This is a genomic window from Rhodospirillales bacterium, assembly GCA_016872535.1.
Lineage (GTDB): Bacteria > Pseudomonadota > Alphaproteobacteria > Rhodospirillales > 2-12-FULL-67-15 > 2-12-FULL-67-15.
Genome location: VGZQ01000038.1, coordinates 1 through 21,838 on the forward strand (window position 1 = coordinate 1; position 21,838 = coordinate 21,838).

General features: G+C 64.7%; 22 protein-coding genes. 6 read left to right on the forward strand and 16 right to left on the reverse strand.

All coding sequences use genetic code 11. From position 1 onward, the window contains the following. Positions 1–318: 318 nt before the first annotated feature. Together FJ311_09040 and bmt are read left to right on the forward strand one after the other, a co-directional pair. Positions 319–609: a CDGSH iron-sulfur domain-containing protein gene (locus FJ311_09040; GenBank protein MBM3951585.1), complete on the forward strand. Its 291-nt coding sequence runs from the start codon at positions 319–321 to the stop codon at positions 607–609. A gap of 72 nt (positions 610–681) precedes the next feature. Then, positions 682–1,671 (forward strand): betaine--homocysteine S-methyltransferase, encoded by a 990-nt coding sequence (bmt, locus tag FJ311_09045; protein ID MBM3951586.1) that lies wholly within the window; start codon positions 682–684, stop codon positions 1,669–1,671. Between the two features lie 7 nt (positions 1,672–1,678). On the opposite strand, the gene FJ311_09050 is transcribed toward bmt, so the two are convergent. From FJ311_09050 to FJ311_09075, 6 genes are all read right to left on the reverse strand, one after another. After that, a complete protein-coding gene (locus FJ311_09050; protein ID MBM3951587.1) occupies positions 1,679–2,368 on the reverse strand; it encodes a GntR family transcriptional regulator in 690 nt (229 codons plus the stop codon). 13 nt (positions 2,369–2,381) lie between these two features. Beyond that, a complete protein-coding gene (locus FJ311_09055) occupies positions 2,382–3,359 on the reverse strand; it encodes a GTP-binding protein (GenBank protein MBM3951588.1) in 978 nt (325 codons plus the stop codon). Next, the gene (locus FJ311_09060; GenBank protein MBM3951589.1) at positions 3,356–5,293 is read right to left on the reverse strand and encodes a DUF4445 domain-containing protein; all 1,938 of its coding nucleotides are present in this window, start codon (positions 5,291–5,293) and stop codon (positions 3,356–3,358) included. The genes FJ311_09055 and FJ311_09060 overlap by 4 nt, the downstream gene beginning before the upstream one ends. Positions 5,294–5,318: 25 nt before the next feature. Continuing rightward, positions 5,319–6,302, reverse strand: coding sequence for a hypothetical protein (locus tag FJ311_09065; protein MBM3951590.1), 984 nt, complete (start codon positions 6,300–6,302; stop codon positions 5,319–5,321). A 65-nt stretch (positions 6,303–6,367) separates the two neighbouring features. Next, entirely contained in the window at positions 6,368–7,057 is a 690-nt protein-coding gene (locus FJ311_09070) for a hypothetical protein (protein MBM3951591.1), read from the reverse strand. A gap of 32 nt (positions 7,058–7,089) precedes the next feature. Further along, on the reverse strand, positions 7,090–7,380 hold the full coding sequence (locus FJ311_09075) for a hypothetical protein (protein ID MBM3951592.1): 291 nt from the start codon (positions 7,378–7,380) through the stop codon (positions 7,090–7,092). A 308-nt stretch (positions 7,381–7,688) separates the two neighbouring features. On the opposite strand from FJ311_09075, the gene FJ311_09080 reads away from it, so the two are divergent. Then, entirely contained in the window at positions 7,689–8,126 is a 438-nt protein-coding gene (locus FJ311_09080; protein MBM3951593.1) for a hypothetical protein, read from the forward strand. 3 nt (positions 8,127–8,129) lie between these two features. Here FJ311_09080 and FJ311_09085 read toward each other — a convergent pair whose 3' ends face one another. The 6 genes from FJ311_09085 to FJ311_09110 all read right to left on the reverse strand — a co-directional run bounded on the left by FJ311_09085 (position 8,130) and on the right by FJ311_09110 (position 11,917). Then, positions 8,130–8,369, reverse strand: a complete 240-nt coding sequence (locus FJ311_09085; protein ID MBM3951594.1) for a DUF1178 family protein — start codon at positions 8,367–8,369, stop codon at positions 8,130–8,132. Positions 8,370–8,492: 123 nt separating this feature from the next. Further along, positions 8,493–8,861, reverse strand: a complete 369-nt coding sequence (locus tag FJ311_09090; protein MBM3951595.1) for a hypothetical protein — start codon at positions 8,859–8,861, stop codon at positions 8,493–8,495. 145 nt (positions 8,862–9,006) lie between these two features. Continuing rightward, on the reverse strand, positions 9,007–9,345 hold the full coding sequence (locus FJ311_09095) for a hypothetical protein (protein ID MBM3951596.1): 339 nt from the start codon (positions 9,343–9,345) through the stop codon (positions 9,007–9,009). A 10-nt stretch (positions 9,346–9,355) separates the two neighbouring features. Then, the gene (locus FJ311_09100) at positions 9,356–9,685 is read right to left on the reverse strand and encodes a YggT family protein (GenBank protein MBM3951597.1); all 330 of its coding nucleotides are present in this window, start codon (positions 9,683–9,685) and stop codon (positions 9,356–9,358) included. A gap of 134 nt (positions 9,686–9,819) precedes the next feature. Then, positions 9,820–11,640, reverse strand: a complete 1,821-nt coding sequence (locus FJ311_09105) for a cation acetate symporter (protein ID MBM3951598.1) — start codon at positions 11,638–11,640, stop codon at positions 9,820–9,822. A gap of 22 nt (positions 11,641–11,662) precedes the next feature. Then, complete coding sequence (locus FJ311_09110; GenBank protein ID MBM3951599.1) at positions 11,663–11,917, reverse strand: DUF4212 domain-containing protein; 255 nt, start codon at positions 11,915–11,917, stop codon at positions 11,663–11,665. Between the two features lie 391 nt (positions 11,918–12,308). Between FJ311_09110 and FJ311_09115 the strand changes: the two genes are divergently transcribed. Then, positions 12,309–12,866: a hypothetical protein gene (locus tag FJ311_09115; GenBank protein MBM3951600.1), complete on the forward strand. Its 558-nt coding sequence runs from the start codon at positions 12,309–12,311 to the stop codon at positions 12,864–12,866. Next, the gene (locus FJ311_09120) at positions 12,863–14,335 is read left to right on the forward strand and encodes a CBS domain-containing protein (protein ID MBM3951601.1); all 1,473 of its coding nucleotides are present in this window, start codon (positions 12,863–12,865) and stop codon (positions 14,333–14,335) included. The genes FJ311_09115 and FJ311_09120 overlap by 4 nt, the downstream gene beginning before the upstream one ends. 27 nt (positions 14,336–14,362) lie before the next feature. Here the strand turns inward: FJ311_09120 and FJ311_09125 are convergent, their stop codons facing one another. The 4 genes from FJ311_09125 to FJ311_09140 are packed head-to-tail and all read right to left on the reverse strand — an operon-like array spanning position 14,363 to position 19,920. Further along, complete coding sequence (locus tag FJ311_09125) at positions 14,363–17,122, reverse strand: histidine kinase (protein MBM3951602.1); 2,760 nt, start codon at positions 17,120–17,122, stop codon at positions 14,363–14,365. A 10-nt stretch (positions 17,123–17,132) separates the two neighbouring features. Next, positions 17,133–17,405 carry a hypothetical protein gene (locus tag FJ311_09130; protein ID MBM3951603.1) on the reverse strand — a complete coding sequence of 91 codons (273 nt, stop codon included), beginning with the start codon at positions 17,403–17,405 and terminating at the stop codon, positions 17,133–17,135. 12 nt (positions 17,406–17,417) lie between these two features. Then, on the reverse strand, positions 17,418–19,514 hold the full coding sequence (locus FJ311_09135; protein MBM3951604.1) for a PAS domain-containing protein: 2,097 nt from the start codon (positions 19,512–19,514) through the stop codon (positions 17,418–17,420). Positions 19,515–19,542: 28 nt separating this feature from the next. Then, positions 19,543–19,920, reverse strand: coding sequence for a response regulator (locus tag FJ311_09140; protein ID MBM3951605.1), 378 nt, complete (start codon positions 19,918–19,920; stop codon positions 19,543–19,545). Between the two features lie 183 nt (positions 19,921–20,103). Between FJ311_09140 and ettA the strand changes: the two genes are divergently transcribed. Further along, entirely contained in the window at positions 20,104–21,789 is a 1,686-nt protein-coding gene (ettA, locus tag FJ311_09145) for an energy-dependent translational throttle protein EttA (protein MBM3951606.1), read from the forward strand. Positions 21,790–21,838 lie beyond the last annotated feature (49 nt).

The following is a 21,838-nucleotide window of genomic DNA, read 5'->3' on the forward strand; positions in this document are numbered from 1 at the left end:
GCGGCGTCTCCAGGTACCACTTCCCCATGTACCTCAAGGAAATCGAGTTCCGTTTCAACCACCGGGGCGACAACACCTTCAGGCTCTTCCTGAAGGCCTTTTTTGGTTACGTTTCGCCCTAATTACCAAACGGTTTGATCTGATTCGGAACGATTCTCAACGACAGGCAAATTATCGAAAATCCCGGTTATCGCGGAGTGGCGGGGCTTTCCCGTCGCCGGACGTGAATCGGCGGGCTATCCGGTTCTTTATAGGCGGGATGGAAGAATACAGTGCTAAAGTCAGCGTCGGGTGGAGCGCCAAGAAAAGGGTCTGCCGATGAACGACAACGCATCGCGTCGCGATCTTCCGGCCTCGCCGCAGCAGGCCCCTTACGCGGTTCGGGTCGAGGCGGGCCGGCAATACGCGTGGTGCAGTTGCGGCCTGAGCGCAACGCAGCCCTGGTGCGACGGCTCCCATCGCGACACCGGGTTCGAGCCGATCATATTCGTTGCCGAGTTAAGCGGGGTCTTTTATATGTGCGGGTGCAAGCGTTCCGATAACAAGCCATATTGTTTCGGAAACTGCACCGGCTATGCGCGACGATCCGATTCGTATTCGTTTTCTTGAGCATATCCCGTATGGTTTGGGGCCGACGGGATAAAACCGTCGCTCCGCGACACGAAAGTCCGGGAGAAACTCTTGGGTATTTCCGCCAATAAACTCAGCGCGCTTCTCGAGGAGAAAGCGGTTCTCATGGCCGACGGGGGCATGGGAACAACCTTGTTTCAGCTCGGGTTGCACAGCGGCGCCCCGGGCGAACTTTGGAATCTTGACCACCCGGAACGCATCGAGGGAGTGCACCGCGGTTTCGTCGACGCGGGTTCGGATATCATCCTGACCAATTCCTTCGGCGGCACCCGGTTCCGCTGCCGCCACCATAACTCCGAGGATCGGGTGCGCGACATCAACGTCAGCGCCGCCCGCATCGCGCGCAAGGTCGCCGACGCGGCCGAGCGCCCCGTGGTGGTCGGCGGATCGATGGGGCCGACCGGGGAAATGATCGCTCCCTATGGCGAACGCACGCCCGAGGAAATCGAAAGCGGGTTCGTCGAGCAGGCGATCGCGCTCAAGGAAGGCGGCGTCGATGTGGCGTGGATCGAAACGATTTTTTTCGAAGACGAGCTGGCCGCCGCCGTGCGCGCGGCCGAACGCGCCGGCTTGCCCTATGTGCTGACCATGACGTTCGATACCGGCGGACGGACGATGATGGGTCTCCGGCCGGAGGACGCCATCAAGCTGCCGGTCACGCACGGCTGGAGCCCGGTCGCTTTCGGCGCCAATTGCGGCGTCGGGCCGGCGCAGTTGATCGATTCGGTCCTCGGTCTGGTGAAAGGGTCAAAGCCGGGCGACGTGGTCGTCGCCAAAGGCAATTGCGGCCTGCCCAAAATCGGCAACGACATGAAAATCCGCTATGACGGCACGCCGGAGGTCATGGCCGATTACGCCGCTCTTGCCTATCGGGCCGGCGCCCGGATCATCGGCGGCTGTTGCGGTACGACCCAGGAACACTTGAAAGCCATGCGGGCGGTGCTGACCGGCGGGCCCCGCGGGCCTTCGCCCTCCTACGCCGAGATCGAACAAAAACTGGGTCCGGTCAAAATCACGACGCAACGGCCCGCGCCCGCCTGACCGGTCTCTAGAGAAGCTCGCGCAAATCCTGGTGCCGCCGGGAAACGTACGTTGTAACCGCCGACTCCGCCTGATCGGGGTCGCGGCGGGCGACTCCTTCGACGATTCCCTTGGTCATTTCCTCGTGCGCCCGCGCGATTTCATGCCAGGTCCCGACCCGTTGGGAGATCAGAAACCACAACCGAAGGTGAAGGTTGAATATCTTCAGCATCGTTTCGGCCAAATAGGCGTTCCGCGCGACGCGCGCGAGCGTTTCGTGGAATTGGCGGGCATGGATGACGTAAGCGTCGATATCGTCATCCTCGGTCGCCTGCACCAGGCTGAGTTGAATTTTGCGGAGGTCCTCGATGTCCTTCTCGTTGGCGCGAACGGCGGACAATCGCGCGGCATAGCCGTCGACAACCTGACGGAATTCGTAAATCTGCTGGATATTGGCGGGGCTGATTTCGGCGACGAACATCCCGCGATTGATGTGGTGCGTCACCAGTCCTTCGGCGGCCAGGCGTTGCAAGGCCTCGCGGATCGGCGTGCGGCCGATACCGAGATCGGCCGATAGGTTTTTTTCGATCAACGGAGCGCCCGGCACGAGTTCGAGCCGCGTCAGTTTTTGGACCAAAAGCTGGTAAGCCTTTTCGGTCAGCGACCGGGAGTCGGCGACCGCCGCGGCGGCGGTCGATTCGGATCGAGGATGGGTCATCGCGCGCCTCGGGTCATCCCGTCCCCGTCCGGGACCGGGCCGCCGTCGCGCCACGGTCCTCGCGAACCGCGCCGAACCGATCGGCGATGTCGTCCCTATTCATGTGCCGTCCGATAAACACCATGTGACGTGCCGGGCGCGGACCGGATTTGCGGATCTCGATCTCGCCCATCGCGTATTGGATCAGGCTGGGTTGACCGTCGAGACTCATGAAGCCCTTCGCGCGCCACACGCTTTCGGGAAGATTGCGGAAAAAAGATTCGATCGCGTCCCGCCCGGCATCGCCTTCGGCGTCGAGCACGAAGGATTCGGACGGCGGATGGCGATGGTCGTGGTCAGGATCGTGATCGCGACCGAGCTTGTCTCCCCGCGCACGCATGAAATCCCGGGCGGACAGGCTCGAGGGACCGTTCAATAGGGCGTCGACATCGACATCGCAGCGTTCGGCGAAATGGATTTCGGCGCGCGGGTTGATCCGGGCAACGGCCGCCCGCGCGGATTCGAGCACGTCGGCCGATGCCAGATCGATTTTGTTGAGCACGACCCAATCGGCATATTCGACCTGGGCCCGATAGAATTCGCCCAAGATGCCCGCAAGCTTCGCGTATTTGGGCGAATCGACGACGGTGACGACGGGGCCGATGTCGTAACGCCCGCGCGACGACGGATCGACGAAGGTTTCGAGCAGCGCCTCGGGTTGGGCAACCCCGGTGGCCTCGACGACGATGCGTTGGGCACCGGCCCGGTCGGCGAGTTCCTCGACCGCGCCCAGCATCGAACTTTTGAGCGTGCAGCAGAGGCAACCCGACGTCAGTTCGATCATGTCGACATGGCTGCCCTCGAGTATGGCGCCGTCGATGCCCACGTCTCCGAATTCGTTGACGATAATGGCCGTCTTCTCCGTCTGTTTCGGCCGATCGAGCAAGCGGCGCGCGAGGGTTGTCTTGCCCGAGCCGAGAAAGCCGAACAGCAGATTCAAGCGGACGGTCATGATCCCGCCGCCGTTGCTTTCCCCTCGGGCGCGGCCTTGGCGTGGGCCTTCTTTTCCGCATCGAACGTTGTCCCCGAAAAACTCATGCCCTCGACAAAGATTTCCTGAAACTGCGGATGGGTGGCGAGCGCCACGTGCTCGATCCGGCGCGCCAGTTCGAGCGAACGCCGACGCTCCGCTTCCGACAGCAGCGCCATTTGCGCGCCCATCAGGGCGGCGTTGCCGACATATGTGATTCTCTCCAGGGGCAATTCCGGCAGCAGGCGGATTTTCACCGCGCTCTCGATGCTGATGTAATTTCCGAATCCTCCGCACAGCATGAGTTCGGCCAAGTCCGCGTTCGGCACCTTCATGACCTGCTGGAGCATGGCGACCCCGGAAAAGATCGCGCTTTTGGCCAGTTGCAGTTGGCGAATGTCGCCCTGGGTCAGCACAATGGGCTCGTTGCGACCGGAACGGTCCTTGTGCACCAGGACGAACTCGCAGCCGCCGGGCGTATCGACGAAACGCTCGCGCAGGGCCTTCGGCAGCAACTCGCGCCGCTCGCGGCGGATGCGCCCGGACGCGTCGATGATCCGCGCGTCGATGAACACGGCACAGGCGTCGATCAGGCCCGAGCCGCAAATGCCGACCGGCGGCGCGCCGCCGATGGTTTCGCATTCCAGGTCGTCGTTGAGACGGACTCTTTCGATGGCGCCGACCGCGCCGCGCATGCCGTTGCGGATCTGCGCTCCCTCGAATGCCGGTCCGGCGGGCGCCGAGCAGGCGATCAGGCGGTGCTTCGACCCCATGACCACTTCGCCGTTGGTGCCGATATCGACCAACGCGCGAATCTGTTCGCTTTCGTAAATCCGAGTCGCCAGCACGCAGGCCATGGTGTCGGCGCCGACGAACCCCGCGACGAGCGGAAGCAGGCACACCTGGGCGTTCGGGGCGCCTTTCAAGGGCACATCCTTGGACGGGAGCACGATCAAATCGCGCACCGCCGGCGCATAGGGCGCGAGCCCGAGATGGGTCACGTCAATGCCGAGGAAGATGTGGTGCATGCAGGTGTTGCCGACGACCACGATCTTATAGACGTGATTGGCCGAGATGCCGGCCTTGGCGCAGGCCTCGTCGATGAAACCGTTGATCGCGTTGAGAACCTTGGCCCGCAGGGTCTGCAACTTCTTGGAATCGAACTGGGCGAAGGCGATGCGCGACATCAAATCGCCGCCATAGACGGACTGGGGATTGACGCTGCCGACTTCGGCAAGCTGCTCGCCGGTCTTGAGGTCCATCAACGTGCCGACGATGCTGGTGGTGCCGATGTCGAACGCCATGCCGTAGAGGTGCGCCGACGTGTCGCCCGGTTCGGCGTCGATGACACGTCCGGCAAACGTCGTGACCGTCATGACTCCTCTGTTGGACCTGATCAGGGACGGGATTTTCCGCGTGACGTCGATCGGAACGCGGCGGTCGGTGTCGGCCGGCAGGACCGCCAGGACTTCTTCGAGATCGGATGTCTGAAGATTTTCGTCGGACGGCGGATTGGCGCGCACCACGCGCTTGACCACGCCCGAATCGATCGTCAAGCGGCCGTCTTCGGTGACCGTCTTTCCGCCCGCGAGGATTTTGTGCCCCGCTTCCTCGCGCGGGGGCATGGGTTGCGCGGTGCAGTCGGCGATCAGCTTGACCTGGCAGGCAAGCCGGAAATGCTCGCGCACTTCCTCGTCGCCGAGCTGAACGCGGTCCTGGATCGTCGGCGGCGACAGCTCGCCCTTCAACACCTTGACGCGGCAGGTGCGGCACCGGCCGCGGGCGCCGCAGGTGGCCTCGATCCCGATCCCGGCGGCGTGGGCCGCGTCGAGCAGGGTCGCGCCCCGCGCCGCTTCGACGGCGCGCGTTTGGCCGCGATCGTCGACGAAAGTGACGGTAACGCTTCCCGCATTCATGCCGAACAGCCTTTCCTGTTTCCGCTTACGCCGCCTTCAGCGCGCGGGCGTACTTGAGGTATTGGACCGAGTATTCGTCCTTGCCGGTCAGCGCGCGCGAGGCGAAATAGAACGCGTTGATGTCCGCCGGAAGATTCATGATCGGATCGATCATCACCGCGTCGCATCCGGCCAGCACCGACAGCTCCAGAAATACTTGGTTGAGAAGCTTCCGATTGGGCAGGCCGAACGACACGTTGCTGTGCCCGCCGAAGAGGTGAACGTTGGGGTAGCGCCGGCGCAATTCGCGCACGGCGTCGAGATAATGAGAACCGTACTCGGGGCCGGCGCCGACCGGAAACACCAGCGGATCGAGAAACCGATCCTCCATCGGAATGCCGCCGGCGTCCATCATGTCCATGCATCGCGCGAGATTTTCGATCCGCTGCTCGGCGTCCTGCGGCATGCCGGCTTCGCCGCTCGCGTTGACAAACAGCAACGCCTTGCGGTCCTTGGCCATGCCGACCAATTCCTGGCGGCCGGGTTCGAGGTTGAACGAATTGATCGCCGGACGGCTTTTAGAGCTATCGTGGACTTCCAGTCCGGCGTAAATGGTCTTCGAATCCGACGAATCGATCGCGACGACGGCGTTGGTGACCGATTGCGCGGTCTTGACCAGCCAGCGTATCCATTCGTAGCGCTCTTCGGGATAGACCGACATTTCATCGACGCAAAGATCGATGATGTGGGCGCCGTGTTTTTCCTGATTCTTGATCGCCCACGAAATGTAGTTCATGTCCTTCTTGCGAAGCGCGTGGGCGATGTGCGGGATCATGAACCCTTTCCGCTGCTCCGGATCCTTGGGCATGACCTCCGTGCAATCGAGGATGCTCTTGTTGCCGGACAGGTCGGTGTACCCGATTCCGGTTTTTCCGCCGTCGTGAATCACGCGCGGGTTGTTCGCCTTGATTTTGCGCGTGGCGTTGAAGTTTTCCCCGATGACGATCACGCCGTTGCCGCCGACTTTCATACCGCTATCTCCGTTTCATGATGTTGTTTTCACCCGCAAACGCCCGACTTTCCCCCACCGAACCGCTAATAAGCCGGAACAAACCCGAAAATGCCCGTACGCGACATCTTGGGCAGCATCACGCAACTGGGCAGCAGCGTGACCGGAAGCGCGATTCCCTCGAATGCCGCGAAAATCCGTTCCTGCTCCTCGAGCGACCACGTGATCGACCGCCCGGATATCCGATAATCGTAGCCGGGGCCCAAACGACAGGTGACGCGATATCCTTCCGCCTGCGCCCATTCGCGGAGAACTCCGCCGAACTGCTTGGTCATGTTTTCGATGCCGAGCCACCCCGCCGTTTCGAGGAACAGGGCCTCGAGCGGCTCGAAACGCTCCATATGGGCGATGACCTCGCGGTCGAGGGCCGACCCCATGGTTGCGATCGCGACCACGATCTCGCGGGCTTTGTCCAAAAAATGCGCGAATGCCTCGCTGCGGAAGACGAGGCCGCCGTCGAGAATCAGGCCGTCGTCGTCGAGCACGCGAACGGCGAGCCGGCGGTAATGGATCTCGGGCGCGAACAGGGATTGGGCCCGCTGGCCGATGGCTTCGGCGGCGGCGCGGATGACCGGCCGAACCCGCGCGCGATCCTTGTAGCCGTGCACCCGTAGAATCTGATCGGGACGGATAATGACCTCCGCCGGCTTGAAGACACCGTAGCGAGCCGTGGGCGGATCGATCGCGCGGTTGGTCTCGACACGAGGGGTTTGCATTTCGATTAATATTTTCGATCCCGGGCGTTGTTTTACGGCGATGTTTTCTTGAGCGCTTGGTCGCGGATCACCATGAATCTGGATTCGATCTCCTGGACGACCCTGGTCAACACCTCGGCCGCCGTCCCGGGGCCGTCGACAGGATCGCTTTTATTCCATTGCTCCAAATAAGCGTCGGTTCCGTCGAGGTTTCGACGCATCGCCGCTTCATCGATCAAGGCCTGAAATTTTTTGCTCAGCTGCTGTTTCTTGATTCCATTTTCGTCCCGTGCCTCGACCACGGCCGGGATTTCTTGCCACCGCAAAATTTGGTAAGTCGCCATTGTCCGTTTATCTTCTTCGGATATCGCGCGCGCGCAATATACTTAAAATATATTATCGATTCAATCGAAGAAAACAGTTCCGTCTATTTCAAGAAAACCGATGGTATAAAAGCCCCCGGCACCGGACAGTTCGTGGCCGCCGTCGCGATCCGCGACGAATGCGGCCGGCATGCCGAGCCGGAGCCTATCCCGATTATTTGGAACCGGCTGATTTCGAAGGGCCTTTCCGGCGCCGCGCGAAACGCCACATTTCCGCCATCGACTTGGCGATAATTCGCTTCGGAGCCGTTGAAAAAGGATTACGCCTCATGATTTCCACGATCCGAACGACCCGACCGCCGTTCGATTCCGCCCGCGCCGCTCTGGTCGCTTTCTCCATTCTCGCGGTCGCGGCCGTCGCAACGTCGGCCGAGGCGAACGAAAAAACCGCGGCCGGCGACTACGAAATCGTCAAGGCGACCGCCGACAAGGTGTGGCGGCTCAACCGGCGCACCGGCGAAATCGCCGTCTGCGGCATGGAAGGCACCCGGTTGGTCTGCGCCGTCGCCCAGGAAACGACCGGCGGCAGGCCGCTGAGCGCGGAGGAATTGGAAACCCGGCGCAAGCTCGCGGCCGAGGCGGAACAACGCCGGCGCGAGGACGAGATGAAAAAGGACCTCGCCTTCATGGATCGGATGATCGCGCTGTTCCGCGAATTCGTGAAGGCGGCGATGGAACGCGAAACGGCGTCGACCGCGCCTAAATAGAATTCAATGCTGTCCCGCCATCGGGCAGGCGCCGCACGGCATTCCGGAACCGCAAGCCGGCGCCTCGGCCGCACGCGAACTTCCGGCGACGCTAGGGGCCATGATGCCCTTGGCGATTTTCCTGTCGCCGCATTCGGGGCACGCCATCGCTTTCCGGGAAAGCTTGGCGTCGCAATCGGCGCCGGAATCGAACCACTCGTCGAAGGAGTGGCCCTTTGGGCATTGCAGGCGGTAGCGGATCATCGGGATTCTCCGGCTTGGCTATCGGGCGGAAATATAACCGTTTTTTCCGCTTTCGCCAGCCCGGTCGACCCTCGCAAGACCCGGCGGCCCGATAGTGGAACCCGCGAGCGGAATTTTACGCCGTCACCATCCGGCCAAACCGAGAAAAAATCCCAAAATCCAAAGCGCGAACGACACCGCGAACGCGATCCTGGCCGCGCGCAGGTAGCATTCCCGAAGCGCGCCCATGAGAATACGCTGGGCGTGCGCCTCGGGCAGGCCGTGGTTCTTGTCGAGCATGATCCAAAGCTCGGTCGTCCGGTAGGGCTGCCTCGGCGCGTTGACGGCCTTGTAGAGCAGGATCGCCGCCATCAGGGCGGTTCCGGCGGCGCCGAGCTTGGCGGCGATCGCGGGCAACGCGACGGCGCCGATCATCGCAGTAAAGATGGCGAGAGCCCCGAAGCCGCAGGCGCGAAGAACGGAAACGGCGGCGAGTTGTTCGATGCGGTCCATCGCAGGGTGCGGAAGCGCGCCGGGCGGGGCCCCGTGACGTCGCCCGTGTTGTTTTCGCGGCGATTATAATAGGTCCGCCGGGCTTACGAAGGGCCTCGCGCGGACGTGATCGACAGGAAGGCGGTCAATTTCGCCCGGCCGGGAATTATCCGAACAACGGCAAGACCTTGCCCAGCGCCGGCAGCGACAGGAACACCGCGCCCCCCAGCCATATCAGCATCGCGGTCCGGCCGCCGGGTTCGCCGCCCAGCAGGCGTTCATAGAGGGCGGCGGGCACGCCGCCGATCAGGAGCGTCGCGGTCGAAACCAGGATCGAGGCGAAGTAGAACACGAATTCCGGCAGGTTGAGAAAGCTGGCGATGCCGGGAAAAAGGCTGGTGATCCACACCGGCGCGAGCAGAAACACGATCCCGAGCCACGGCGAGGCGAGCCCGTTGAAGAGCGAGATCGCCAGCACCAAAAGAAAAATGCTGTTGGGGTGCATGGACTCGCCCTCAGCCCCCTTCCCCGCCCAGGCCGCCGAGGGACGGCGCCAGTCCCAAGCGGAACATGATCACGTAGAACGTGAGCCGCGCCAGCGCCAGCCAGAACATGCCGGCGAGCGGAAGATATTTCTCGGGCACATAGGTCGGGGTGACGAAGCGCACCACCACGATCACCGGATTGGTCAACAGCCGGAACCAGCGCAGGATGTAGTTGGGCGAATCGGGCCGCAGGATGGCGGCGAGCAGAAACCGGCCGAACAGGGTATACATCAGCACGGCCAGCGCGTAGTTGGGCAGATGGAAGTACCAATAGCTCCACCACACGTCGCCGCCGGTCATCGCCGCCGTCCCGTTTTCGCTTCCGTTCTTGGCTCGCGCCGGACCTTAGCCGTTTCCCGGCGCGCCCGAAAGGAAAAGGGCGCGGGGTTGCCCCCGCGCCCTTCGCCCTTGGCCCGTCGCCGGGCCGATGCGCGTTACTCGTGGACTTCCGCCGCCTTGGTCCAGGCGATCGCGCCCTTGGGCCGGCGGATCGAATCGACGAACGCCTGCATTTCGTCCGACGGCGCCTTGGTGTAGTAGCTCAAGATCCAGGTCAGCGCGAATCCGACCGGCAGGCCGAAGATAGCCGCCGAGATGTTCTGGATGCCGAACCAGAGCTTGGCGCCCCACATGGCTTCGAACGCCTCCGGGAAGTACCGGGTCATGATCAGGTAGTAGAGGCAGATCACGAAACCCGCCATCATGCCGATGATGGCGGCGGTGGTGGTCGTCCGCTTCCACCAGATGCCCATGACCACCGGCACGAACAGGCCGGCGGCCGCGAGCGAGAACGCCCAGGCGACCATCTGGATGATGCCCGACGGCCGGGTCGAGGCGACCGCCGCGCCACAGATCGCGACGATGACCAGCAGCGCGCGGGCGACGACCAGACGCTTGGTGGTGCTCGCCGTCCTGTCGATCATCTTGTAGTAGATGTCGTGGCTGAGGGCGTTGGCGATGGCGAGCAAGAGGCCGTCGGCGGTCGAAAGCGCCGCAGCGAGGCCACCCGCCGCCACCAGCCCCGAGATCACGTAGGGCAGGCCGGCGATTTCCGGCGTCGACAGGACGATGATGTCCTGATGGATCCTCAGCTCCGCCAATTGCAGGATGCCGTCCTTGTTGGCGTCGTTGATGGTCAACATGCCGCCAACCTGGGACCAGTTCTGGACCCACGCCGGCAACTGCGCGATCGGCTGGCCGATCACGTTCGAGTAGACCTCAAGCTTGGCAAAGGCGGCATAGGCCGGCGCCGTGAAGTACAAGAGGAAGATGAAGAAAATCGACCAGCCGACCGATTGGCGGGCCTCGCGCACGCTGGGCGTGGTGAAGTAGCGCATCAGGATGTGCGGCAGCGACGCGGTGCCGACCATCAGGCAGAGGATCAGCGCGAAGTAGTTGACGAAGCGATCCCAGCTGAACTGGCCCTTGGCGTCGGCGAAGGCGGCGACGTGCCCCTTGACGATGCCGAGCTTGGATTCGAGCGCGGCGATGTCCTGCAGCGCCTGGCCGTAGGTCAACTCGGGGATCGGGATGCCGTACTTCTTGGTCGACAGCCACACGATCGGCGTCAGGTAGGCGATGATCAGGATGATGTACTGCGCGACCTGCGTCCAGGTGACGGCGCGCATGCCGCCGAGCATGGAGCAGACCAGGATGCCGACCAGGCCGACAAACACCGCGATCTCGAACGAGATGCCGAGGAAGCGCGACGCGATGATGCCGATGCCGAAGGTCTGCGCGACGATGTAGGTGAAGGAAGCCGAGAACAGCACGATCACGCCGCAGACGCGGGCCAGGTTGCCCTCGTAGCGGACGCCGAGGAAGTCGGGCACCGTGAACTGGCCGAACTTGCGCAGGTACGGCGCGAACAGGCTCGCCACCAGCACGTAGCCGCCGGTCCAGCCGAGCACGTAGGCGAGGCCGTCGTAGCCCTGGAGGTAGAGCCCGCCGGCCATGGAGATGAAGGAGGCCGCGCTCATCCAGTCGGCGCCGGTCGCCATGCCGTTATAGAAGGCGGGCACGCGCCGCCCGGCGACGTAGTATTCCGACAACTGGGCGGTGCGCGAGAGCCAGCCGATCAGGGCGTAAACGCCGATCGTCAGGAACACGAAAGCGTAGCCGATGACCTTGTTCGGCACGCCCAACTGCTCGAGGATCGCGAGCAGAATGGTGAAGCCGAGGAAGCCGCCAGTGTAATAACCGTAAATCTTGCCGAGATTGTCGATAAACGTAGAGCCTTCGGTTTTCGTAGCCATGGGTGCGGTCTCCGTTGAATCTTCAATCTTCGGCGACGCCGTACTTTTCGTCGATCTTGTTCTGGGCGGATGCGTTCCAGAAACAGAGCACGACGAAAGCGATCAGCGATCCTTGCGCGGCCATGTAGAAGCCGAGCGGGAAGCCGAGAATGACGATGTTGTTGAGCTGCAACGCGAACATGTGAACGACGAAGCTGAAGAAGACCCACAACGCCATGATGATGAACATCAGGCGCTGGGTTTCGCTCCAGTAGGCATCCATTTTGTCCTTCGACATTTCGCTCATGTTGGCACGTTCCCTTTCCTGAAATCCCCTCCGCGCGGCCGTCCCTTGCGAGACAAGCCGCCTTCGGTTGTGCGGCTTTCGAACCTTAATCGACGGACCGGACGATCGTTTCCGCCGCACCGGCCGAAACGGCCCGCGCAGCTGCACGCTGGAATCCGGTGGCGAATCCTGTGGGTAACCCCCGAAGCTTCCCTTGCCAATTCTTGATTCTTGTAAACGCTAGTGGAGAAGTTGATACCATGACCCCGAAGTCCCCGACAACAGCCGATTTCCGTTTATGACGATACCCTCATTAATAAATGTTCTTAATGACGGGTGGCTAAAATTAAAGGGTGTATGGCGGCCGCCGCCGATCGCGACCCGCGAATCCTTGCGCGAGTTTGTGGCGACCCGCGCTGCGTTCGTCGCGCAAAAATCGGCCATCGACTATTGCCGGGGAAAAACCGGACTTTTCAGCCGGATTTTGTTCGAAGAGAAAGAATTCCAAGACGCCCTCGCCGTCTGCCGCTGGGAATCGTTCGCCGCCACCCTGGCCGACCTGCTGCTCATGACCGAAGGTTATTTGCGATCCGAAACCCGCGCTTTCGCCGATGAAACGGTCTGTCGACGGGCCGGAGAGACGCTCGGCCGTTTTTACCCCGAAATTCTCGCCTCCTATCCCGTTCCCGCGCACCGCGCGACCCAAGGCTGGGCGGACGTGGAATCCGCGTTCACGATCCGCTTCGCGGCGGCCATGGCCGCCCCGCCCCGGCCGGCGCGCGACATCGCCGATCATTCCGCGCGCCGGATGTTCGAGACGCTTCCGATCCACGCCGACATGCGCCAACTCGACGAGGAAATCGTCCACGGCGCGGTGCGTTTCCGCCTCATCGCCGCGCATCAGGAACTGATGCGGCGGGCACGGATCGCCGAACTGATCAAATCCCTGGCCGCTCCATGAGCACCCCGTCGCCGCCAACCCTCGCGCGCGATCCCAAATTGGTTCGCCTCGACAGCTTCCTCTACCGCCATCGGGTCGCCGAGGTGATGCGCGGGCCCGTCGTCACGGTCGCGCCCGATACCTCGCTCGCCGAGGCGAGCCGCGCCATGATCCGCGAGCGCATCGGTTCGCTTGTCGTCGCCGATGCCGAGGGCCGCGCGGTCGGCATCGCGACCGAACGGGATTTTCTCCGTGCCTTGGCCGAGATGGGATCGAACGCGGCCGACGCGCCGATTTCGCGCATCATGTCGGGGCCGGTCGAAACCATCATCGAGGACGCGGCATTGTTCGTGGCGATGGGGCGCATGCCGCGCCTCGGCATCAACCATCTGGTCGTGGTCGACGGCCGCGGCCTTCCGGTCGGCGTGATCTCGGCCTCGACCCTGATGCGTCTGCGCTCCGCCGAAACCTTGATCGTCGGCGACGAAGTGGCGGCGGCCGACGGCGCGGCCGCGCTCGCCGCCGTGTGGCGGCGAATGCCCGCGCTCGTCGTCGCGTTGCGGGCGGAAAGGGTCGAGGGTCTGGGCGCGACGGCGGTGATCAGCTCGATCGTGCGCGAGATGACCGCGCGCGCCGCCGAGCTCGCGGAGCAATCCATGGCCGACGCCGGCTGGGGTGCTCCGCCGGCGCGCTGGTGCGTGCTGGTCCTGGGCTCGGGCGGGCGCGGCGAATCGGCGCTGATCCCGGACCAGGACAACGCCATCGTTCACGCCGGCAGCGAATCCGACGACGCGTGGTTCGCCGAGGCCGGCCGGCGCATTGCCGAAACCCTGGATCAGGCGGGAATCCCGTTGTGCAAGGGCGGCGTGATGGCGAAGAACGCCGCCTGGCGCCGCTCGCTCGCCGACTGGGAGCAGGAAGTCGAGCGCTGGATCCGCAAGAAGGAAGGCAAGGAGTTGCTCAACGTCGACATCTTTTTCGATTGCGCGCCGGTCCACGGCGACCGGACGCTGGCCGCGGAGCTTCGCCGCCACGCGATCGCCGCCGCCGGCCGCTCGCCGCTTTTCCTCCGCCTGCTCGCGGCCGAACTGGAAAACCGGGGCTCCGCGCTCGGGCTGTTCGGTTTCCTGCGCACCCAGCAAGGCCGTTTCGACATCAAGCTCGGCGGCTTCCTGCCGATCGTGACCGCGGCGCGCGTCATGGCGCTAAAGCACGGCGTCGACGCGCTCGGCACCGGCGAGCGCCTCGCGGAGCTCGCCCAGCGCAACGCCGTCAACGCCGACGACGCCGCGAACCTCGTCCGCGCCTACGGCTTCCTGATCCAGCAGCTGCTCGTCCAGCAGACCGCCGACATCGCCGCCGGCCTCAAGCCCTCGACCCGGGTCGATCCCCGGCACCTGCATCCGGCCCTGAAACCGGCGCTCAAAAGCGCGCTCAGACTCGCCGATCTCGCCGCCGAAATCGTGCGCGGCGCCCTGAGCCGCGGCTGAGCCCGCGCGCGGTCGATCGGGAGATCGTCAGACGACGGCGCGCGCCGCCGGCGCCGACGCCTCGACCGGCACCGTGAAGGTGAACGTCGCGCCTTCGCCCGGCCGACTCTCGACCCAAATGCGCCCCCCCAAGTGCTCGACGATGCGCTGGCAGATCGTGAGCCCGAGCCCGGAGCCGGGCGGTTTCGCGGTCAACGAATTGCCGACCTGGTGGAATTTCTCGAAAATCACCCGCTGGTGTTCGAGGGGAATGCCCGGCCCGTTGTCCCTGACGCTGACCGCGATTTCGCCGTCGCGGAACGCGACACCGACCTCGACCCGTCCCCGCCCCGGTTCGCTGAACTTGACCGCGTTCGAGAGCAGGTTGACGGCGACTTGCATGAGCTGATCGCGGTCCGAGCGCACCAACGGCACCCGTTCGGGCATCGCGACCGCGACCGAAACGTCGCGATCGCGGAACAACTGGCCGGTCGCCGCGACCGCGTCGTTGACGATCTCCCGGACATCGACGTCGCCGATCTGCCAGTCGAACTGGCCCGCCTCGATCTTGGCGAGATCGAGCACCTGGTTGATCAGCCGGGTCAGGCGCTCGCTCTCCTTAATGACGATGCCGAGATACCGCTGCCGCTCCGCCGTCTCCAGGTCGGGATTGTCGAACAGTATCTCGGAAAACGAGCGAATCGAGGTCAACGGCGTGCGCAGCTCGTGCGTCACGGTCGTCAGGAACTCGTCCTTGAGGCGATCGAGTTCTTGCAGCCGTTCGTAGGCCGCGCGCAGCTCGGCGGTCGCCGCCTCGAGTTCGCGCGATTTGACTTCCAGCTCGCGGCTGTACTCGATTACCTGGGACGCCTCGTCGAGGATCTCCATCACCTCGTCGATGCCGACGCCCTCGCCCTTGACCGCGGTCGCGATCATGACCCGCGCCGAGGCCCCGCCGATGGCGCCCGCCAGCAGCCGTTCGGTGAAGGTAACCAGGCCGGCGTCGGCGATCCGCGCCTTGCCGAGATCGAGGCCGCGGGCGCGCGCGTAGACGGCAAAGTTCTGTTCGGCGCGGTCGCGCCCGACGAAGCGCGCGGCAAGATCCTGCAAATCCCGCACCGCGACGCCGAAGCCGCGCCAGCGGGGCTCCGCGACCGGCGCGCCGGTTTGGCGAAAAACCTCGACGAAACGGGTGGCCTGGATGCGCTCGATCGCGCTTTGCCGCGTCAACAGGGAAACGCCGACGTAAAGCCCGACGTTGGCGAGCATGCTCCAGAACAGCGAATGGGACAGATGGTCGAAGCCGGCGAGCCCGAACAGCGCGTACGGCTTGAGCAGGGCGAGGCCGAACGGGCCGTCGCTCAGGAACGACATCGGCAGCCAGCCCGATTGCGCGAAGGAGGGCAGCAGCAGCGTGTAGACCCAAACCGCGAAGCCGGCGGCGAGACCGGCGAGCGCGCCGGGGCGCGTCGCCCGCTTCCAGTAGATTCCGCCGACGATCGCCGGCGCGAACTGGGCAACCGCCGCGAACGACAGCAGCCCGATGCTGACCAGCGCGTAGGTTCCGCCGATGAAGTGGAAGTACAGATAGCCCATCAGCAGCACGAGCAGAATGCTGCCGCGGCGAATGGCGATCAGCAGGCCGGTCAGGTCGCCGCGCTCGGTCAGGCGCAACCAGCCGATCCGGAGCAGGATCGGCATGACCAGGTCGTTGCTGACCATGGTCGACAGCGCGATCGTCTCGACGATCACCATGGCGGTCGCCGCCGACAGCCCGCCGATGAAGGCGAACAGGGCGAGTGCGCCCTGGCCCTCCGCCATCGGCAGGGTCAACACGAAGGTGTCGCCATCCACCGTCCCAGGCGGGAAATAGAGAAGCCCCCCGAACGCGATCGGTAGCACGAAGATATTGATGAGCAGGAGATAAAGCGGAAACAGCCAGACCGCCTTGTCGAGATGGCGCTCGTCGACGTTCTCGACGACGGTGACCTGGAACTGGCGGGGCAGAAACAGGATCGCGGCCATGGAGAGAACCGTCAGCGTCACCCAGCCGCCGTAGCCGCCGGCGCCGACGCCGGTCAGCCGCTCGGCGAGCTCGGGCCGCTCGGCGACGCGCGCGAAGATGTCGCCGAAGCCGTTGAAGATGCCGTAAGTGACGAACACGCCGACCGCCAGGAACGCGATCAGCTTGATGATCGATTCGAACGCGACCGCCGCGACCATGCCTTCGTGCTTCTCGGTGGCGTCGATGTGGCGCGTGCCGTAGAGAATCGAGAACGCGGCCATGACCAGGGCGACATAGAGGGCGGTGTCCTCGAAAACCGAGGCGCTGCCGAGCTGCGAGGGCATGACGATCCGGGGGTATTGCAGCAGGACGTTGAAACTGGTCGAGACGCCCTTGAGCTGGAGCGCGATATAGGGCGTGATCACGATCATCGCGATCACCGTGACCAGCCCGCCCAAAAGCTGGCTCTTGCCGTAGCGGGTGGCGACGAAGTCGGCGATCGACGTGATACGGTTGTTTTTGCTGATGCGCAGAATCTTGCGCAGCAGATGCCACCAGAGGATCGCGACCAGGGTCGGGCCGAGGTAAATCGGAAGAAAGTCGATCCCGCTCGCGGCGGCGCGGCCGACGCTGCCGTAGAACGTCCAGGCGGTGCAATAGACGGCGATCGACAGCGCGTAGATATAAGGGCTCGCGACCAAGCTGCGCCGCTCCAACGCGCGTTTGTCGCCCCAGTAGGCGACGGCGAACAGGACGCAGAGGTAGCCGAACCCCGCCGCGACGATCATCCACGGCTGAAGCATGGCGGTCATTTCATCCCTCGCGCGGCGGCGATTCTGTTTGTTGCCCGCCTATCGGCGGGACCGCCTCGCCGCCGGCGCCCTCGTCCTTGACCGTCCCGCTCAGGACCGCGAGCAGCGCGATCAGGACCGCCCAGACGGCGAACAGGTAGGCGTACAGAAGCGGCAGGCCGAACACGAAGGAGTCGAGCGCAAAGATGGCGAGGAACGGCGGGCTGACGGCGACCGCGCCGAACAGGAACAGCGCGATCGTCCGCTCGTTCCGCCATTCCGGGGATCGGATCATGCCGGCCTCCCGCTAGGTTCCGGTCGCGCCCGCCAGCCGGGCCTGGCGGGCGCGCAATTCGATCGCCATGCGCGACGCCCGTTCGGCGTCGGCGAGCGTGCGGATGCCGCGCCGTTCGAGCGCGTCGAACATCGCCACCAGCGCGGCGGCCGTGACCACGGCGTCGCCCAACGCGGTGTGCCGGTCGCGCACCTCGATCCCGAAGCGCCGGGCCAGGCCGTCGAGCGTGTGATCGTCGGTGTGCTCGTAAAGCGTCGCCGACAGCAGCATGGTGTCGAGGACCGGGTTGTCGAAGCGGACCCCGCACGATTTTTCCTGCGCCTTGAGAAAGCTCAGGTCGAACGCGATGTTGTGCGCGACCAGCACGGCCTCCCCGACGAATGTCTTAAATTGCGGCAGGACGACGGCGATCGGCGGCCGATCGCGGACCATGTCGTCGGAAATGCGGTGAATCAGAGTGGACGCCCCGGGGATCGGCCGGCCGGGATTGACGAGGCGATCGAAAGTTTCGCCGGTCAAAATTCGGCCGTTGACGATGCGCACCCCCGCGATCGACACGATCATGTCGTCGCGCGGGCTGAGCCCCGTGGTCTCGGTGTCGAACGCCACGAAGGTGATCGAGCGCAACGGGCGGCGGCCGAGCTCGGGCGCGGTTTCCGCCCGGCGCAGGAGGTCGAAGTCGTAAAACTCGGGCCTGGACGGCAGGATCTCGGCGCGCCGCTCGACGCCGGGCCGCGCCGCCTTGGGCAGCGGCACGCGCAGCCGGGCGTGGCCGGCCCGGTCGGGCTGACTCCAAAGGTCGCTGTGGTGGCGCTCGAGAACGTCGCGCAAGGACAGTCCGCTCAAATCGCCGTCGAGCGGCGCTTCGGTCCACGTCGACAGCAGAGCCGAAGGCAAGGGTTCGCCCGGCCAGACGATATCGACATAGCAACCCCGTTCCCCGGGCCGCGCCTCGATATCGACCCCGGCGGCTCCGGTGTGCCGCCGAATCCGTCCGATCAGGTGCGCGAGCGCGGCCATCAGGGCGTAGGAATCGCCGTGCAGCCATTGGGGCAGGCCGGTCATCGTCACCCGAAGGCCTTCGCGGTCGCGCACCCGGCGGATGACGCAATTGAACAAGTCGAGCGAGTGCAGATCGCCCATCACCGACGTGTCGCCGACCAACACCCGATGGTCCTGGGCGAGCGCGGAGAGGCTTTCGCTCAGCCGGGCGCTCTCGATGACGATGATCGATTCGAAGGCGCGGCGCTGATCGGCCGGCATTCCGGGGTGGGCGGCGAGCGTCTCCGCGGCCGCGCGCAGGTTCGTGATCGGCCTACGCACCCCTTCGATCGCCGCGCGCAACAAGGTGTCGCGTTTGCCCAGGGCGGCTATCCGCTGGGTCGCATCGGCGAGCGTCAGCACGTATCCCGCCACCACGTTCCGATCGTCGACGATCAGGCTCATCCGTCCCTGCAGCAACGCGCGCGCGTCCGCGGTCGCGCACACGAACGCACCGGTGCTTCCCGGCGCGCCGGGCCGGCCGCGGTCGGGCTGCTCCGTCAGCCACTCCAGCATGTGCAGCACCGGCTCGCGCGTGATGAAGCCGAACAGCGATCGCCCGAGGCCGAATTCCGCCGCGCCGCCCAGGATGCGCACGGCCATGTGATTGTAGAGCAGGATTTCGTGGTTGAGGTTGCAGACGATCACGCCTTCGCTCAAGTCCCTGAGCAGCGCCTCGAGCCGGCCTTTTTGCTCCTCGGCCCGCGCGGTTGCCGTCGCGACCGCGTCGTCGACCACGCTCCGCGCGCGCGCGAACTGGTTCTCAAGGTCCACGATCGCGTGGGGAAGGTCGCCGAGAAAGGGATAGGCGACGGGGTCGATCCGGCTGGCGCCCTTGGCGTCGGCGACGAGGCGGACCTCGCCGGCGAGGCGCGCGAGCGGAGCGGCGAGCCACCGGCTCAGCACGGCGCCGGCGACAACGAGAATCACGGCCGCGGCGATCACCTGCAGCGACCCGCGCAACGCCGCCGCGTCGCCGGGCACGGCCGCCGCCGCCGTCAGCAGCGCGCCGGCCAGCGCGACTCCGGCGGCCAGCAAAACAACCGCGATCGTCCGACCCGGGCCCATGATGCGCGCGTCCCTTCGCGCCCCCCGCCTATCCGCCGCCGGTCCCGAGAATCGACTTGACGCGCTCGACCAGCTCGCGGGTCGAAAACGGCTTGGTCATGTAATCGTCGGCGCCGAGAGCGAGCGCCTTTTCCCGCTCGACGTCGCGGCTTTTGGCCGTCAGCATCAGGATGCGCACCGAACGCAGCTTGGGGTCGGCGCGGATCGTTTCGCAGACGTGATAACCATCCAGCGCCGGCAACATGACGTCGAGGACGATCAGATCGGGGGTCCGCTCGGCGGCGGCCTTCATCGCCTCCTCGCCGCTGCGCGCAACGCGAACCTCGTAGCCCGCCTGCTTGAGCAGAAAATCGAGCGAAAGCACGATGTTGGGTTCGTCGTCGACGACCAGAACCGAACGCTTCATTGGTGATGTTGTCCTTCCGTCCCGCGCCGGCGGCGGTCTTGCGTTTCGCGTCCCAGTATACACCAGCGGCCGGCCGAAGGCTGCAAAGGATGGCGCGGCGGGGCGCATTGATCTTTCCCGCCCGGAGCCGTACATAGGCCGCGCCCAAAGCCCCCGCCGCCCGCGCCAACCCCGAGGATCGCGATGCCCGCCTATCAGTATTCGTTCGTCATGCGAAACCTCGCCAAGACGTTTCCGGGCGGGCGCGAGATTCTCAAGAACATCACGCTCTCGTTCCTGCCCGACGCCAAGATCGGCGTGGTCGGCGTCAACGGCTCGGGCAAATCCACGTTGCTCAGGATCATGGCCGGGCTCGACAAGGACATCGGCGGCGAAGCCTGGGCGGCGGAAGGCGTGCGGGTCGGCTACCTGGAGCAGGAACCCGGGCTCGATCCCGCCCTCGACGTCCAGGGCAACGTCACGCGCGGCCTGGGCGGGGTCAAGGATATGCTCGATCGCTTCAACGCCATCAGCGCCAAATTCGCCGAACCGATGGACGAGGACGCCATGAACGCGCTGCTCGCCGAACAAGCCGAGCTGCAGGAAAAGATCGACGCCGCCAACGGGTGGGAACTCGACCGCACCATCGAGATTGCCATGGACGCGCTCCGCTGCCCGCCGGCGGGCGCGGACGTGACCACGATTTCGGGCGGCGAGCGGCGCCGGGTCGCGCTCTGCCGCCTGCTCCTGCAAAAGCCCGAAATCCTGCTGCTCGACGAGCCGACCAACCATCTCGACGCCGAATCGGTCGCCTGGCTGGAACGGCATCTCCGCGAATACAAGGGTACCGTCATCGTCGTCACCCACGACCGCTATTTTCTCGACAACGTCACCGGCTGGATTCTGGAACTCGACCGCGGGCGCGGCATTCCCTACCAGGGCAACTATTCCTCCTGGCTCGAGCAGAAGCAGAAGCGCATGACCCAGGAGGAGAGGGAGGAAACCGCGAAGAGCCGCGCGCTGGCGCATGAACTGGAATGGATTCGCTCCAGCCCGCGCGCGCGCCATGCCAAGGCCCAGGCGCGCATCACGGCCTACGAGCAAAAGCTGGCCGAAGCCCAGGCGCGCGAAAGCCGCCCCGACGTCGCCCAGATCGTGATTCCGCCGGGGCCCCGCCTCGGCGACGTGGTGATCGACGCGGAGAATTTGCGCAAGGGCTACGGCGACCGGTTGCTGATCGAAAATCTGTCGTTCCGCCTGCCGGCCGGCGGCGTGGTCGGCGTCATCGGCCCCAACGGCGCGGGCAAGACCACGCTTTTTCGCATGATCACCGGCCAGGAAAAGCCGGACGGCGGCACCATTCGCATCGGCGAGACGGCCAAGCTCGGTTACGTCGACCAGTCGCGCGATTCGCTCGACGCGAAAAAAACCGTTTGGGAGGAAATTTCGGGCGGGCTCGATGAGCTTCAACTTGGCAAGCGGACGATGGCGAGCCGCGCCTATGTCGGCCAGTTCAACTTCCGCGGCGCCGACCAGCAGAAGAAGGTCGGCCAGCTCTCGGGCGGTGAGCGCAATCGGGTCCACCTCGCCAAGATGCTGAAATCGGGCGCCAACGTGCTGCTGCTCGACGAGCCGACCAACGACCTCGACGTCGAGACCTTGAGCGCGCTCGAGGACGGCCTGACCGATTTTCCCGGTTGCGCCGTGATCATCAGCCACGATCGCTGGTTCCTCGATCGGCTCGCGACCCATATCCTCGCCTTCGAGGGCGAGAGTCAGGTGGTCTGGTTCGAAGGGAACTACCAGGATTATGAGGCCGACCGGAAGAAGCGGCTCGGCGCCGAGGCCGACCAGCCGCACCGCATCAAGTACAAGCCCCTCACGCGTTAGCGTGAGAAAACAAAGGCCGCGCGCCGGCGTGGAACAACGACTTGGCGGC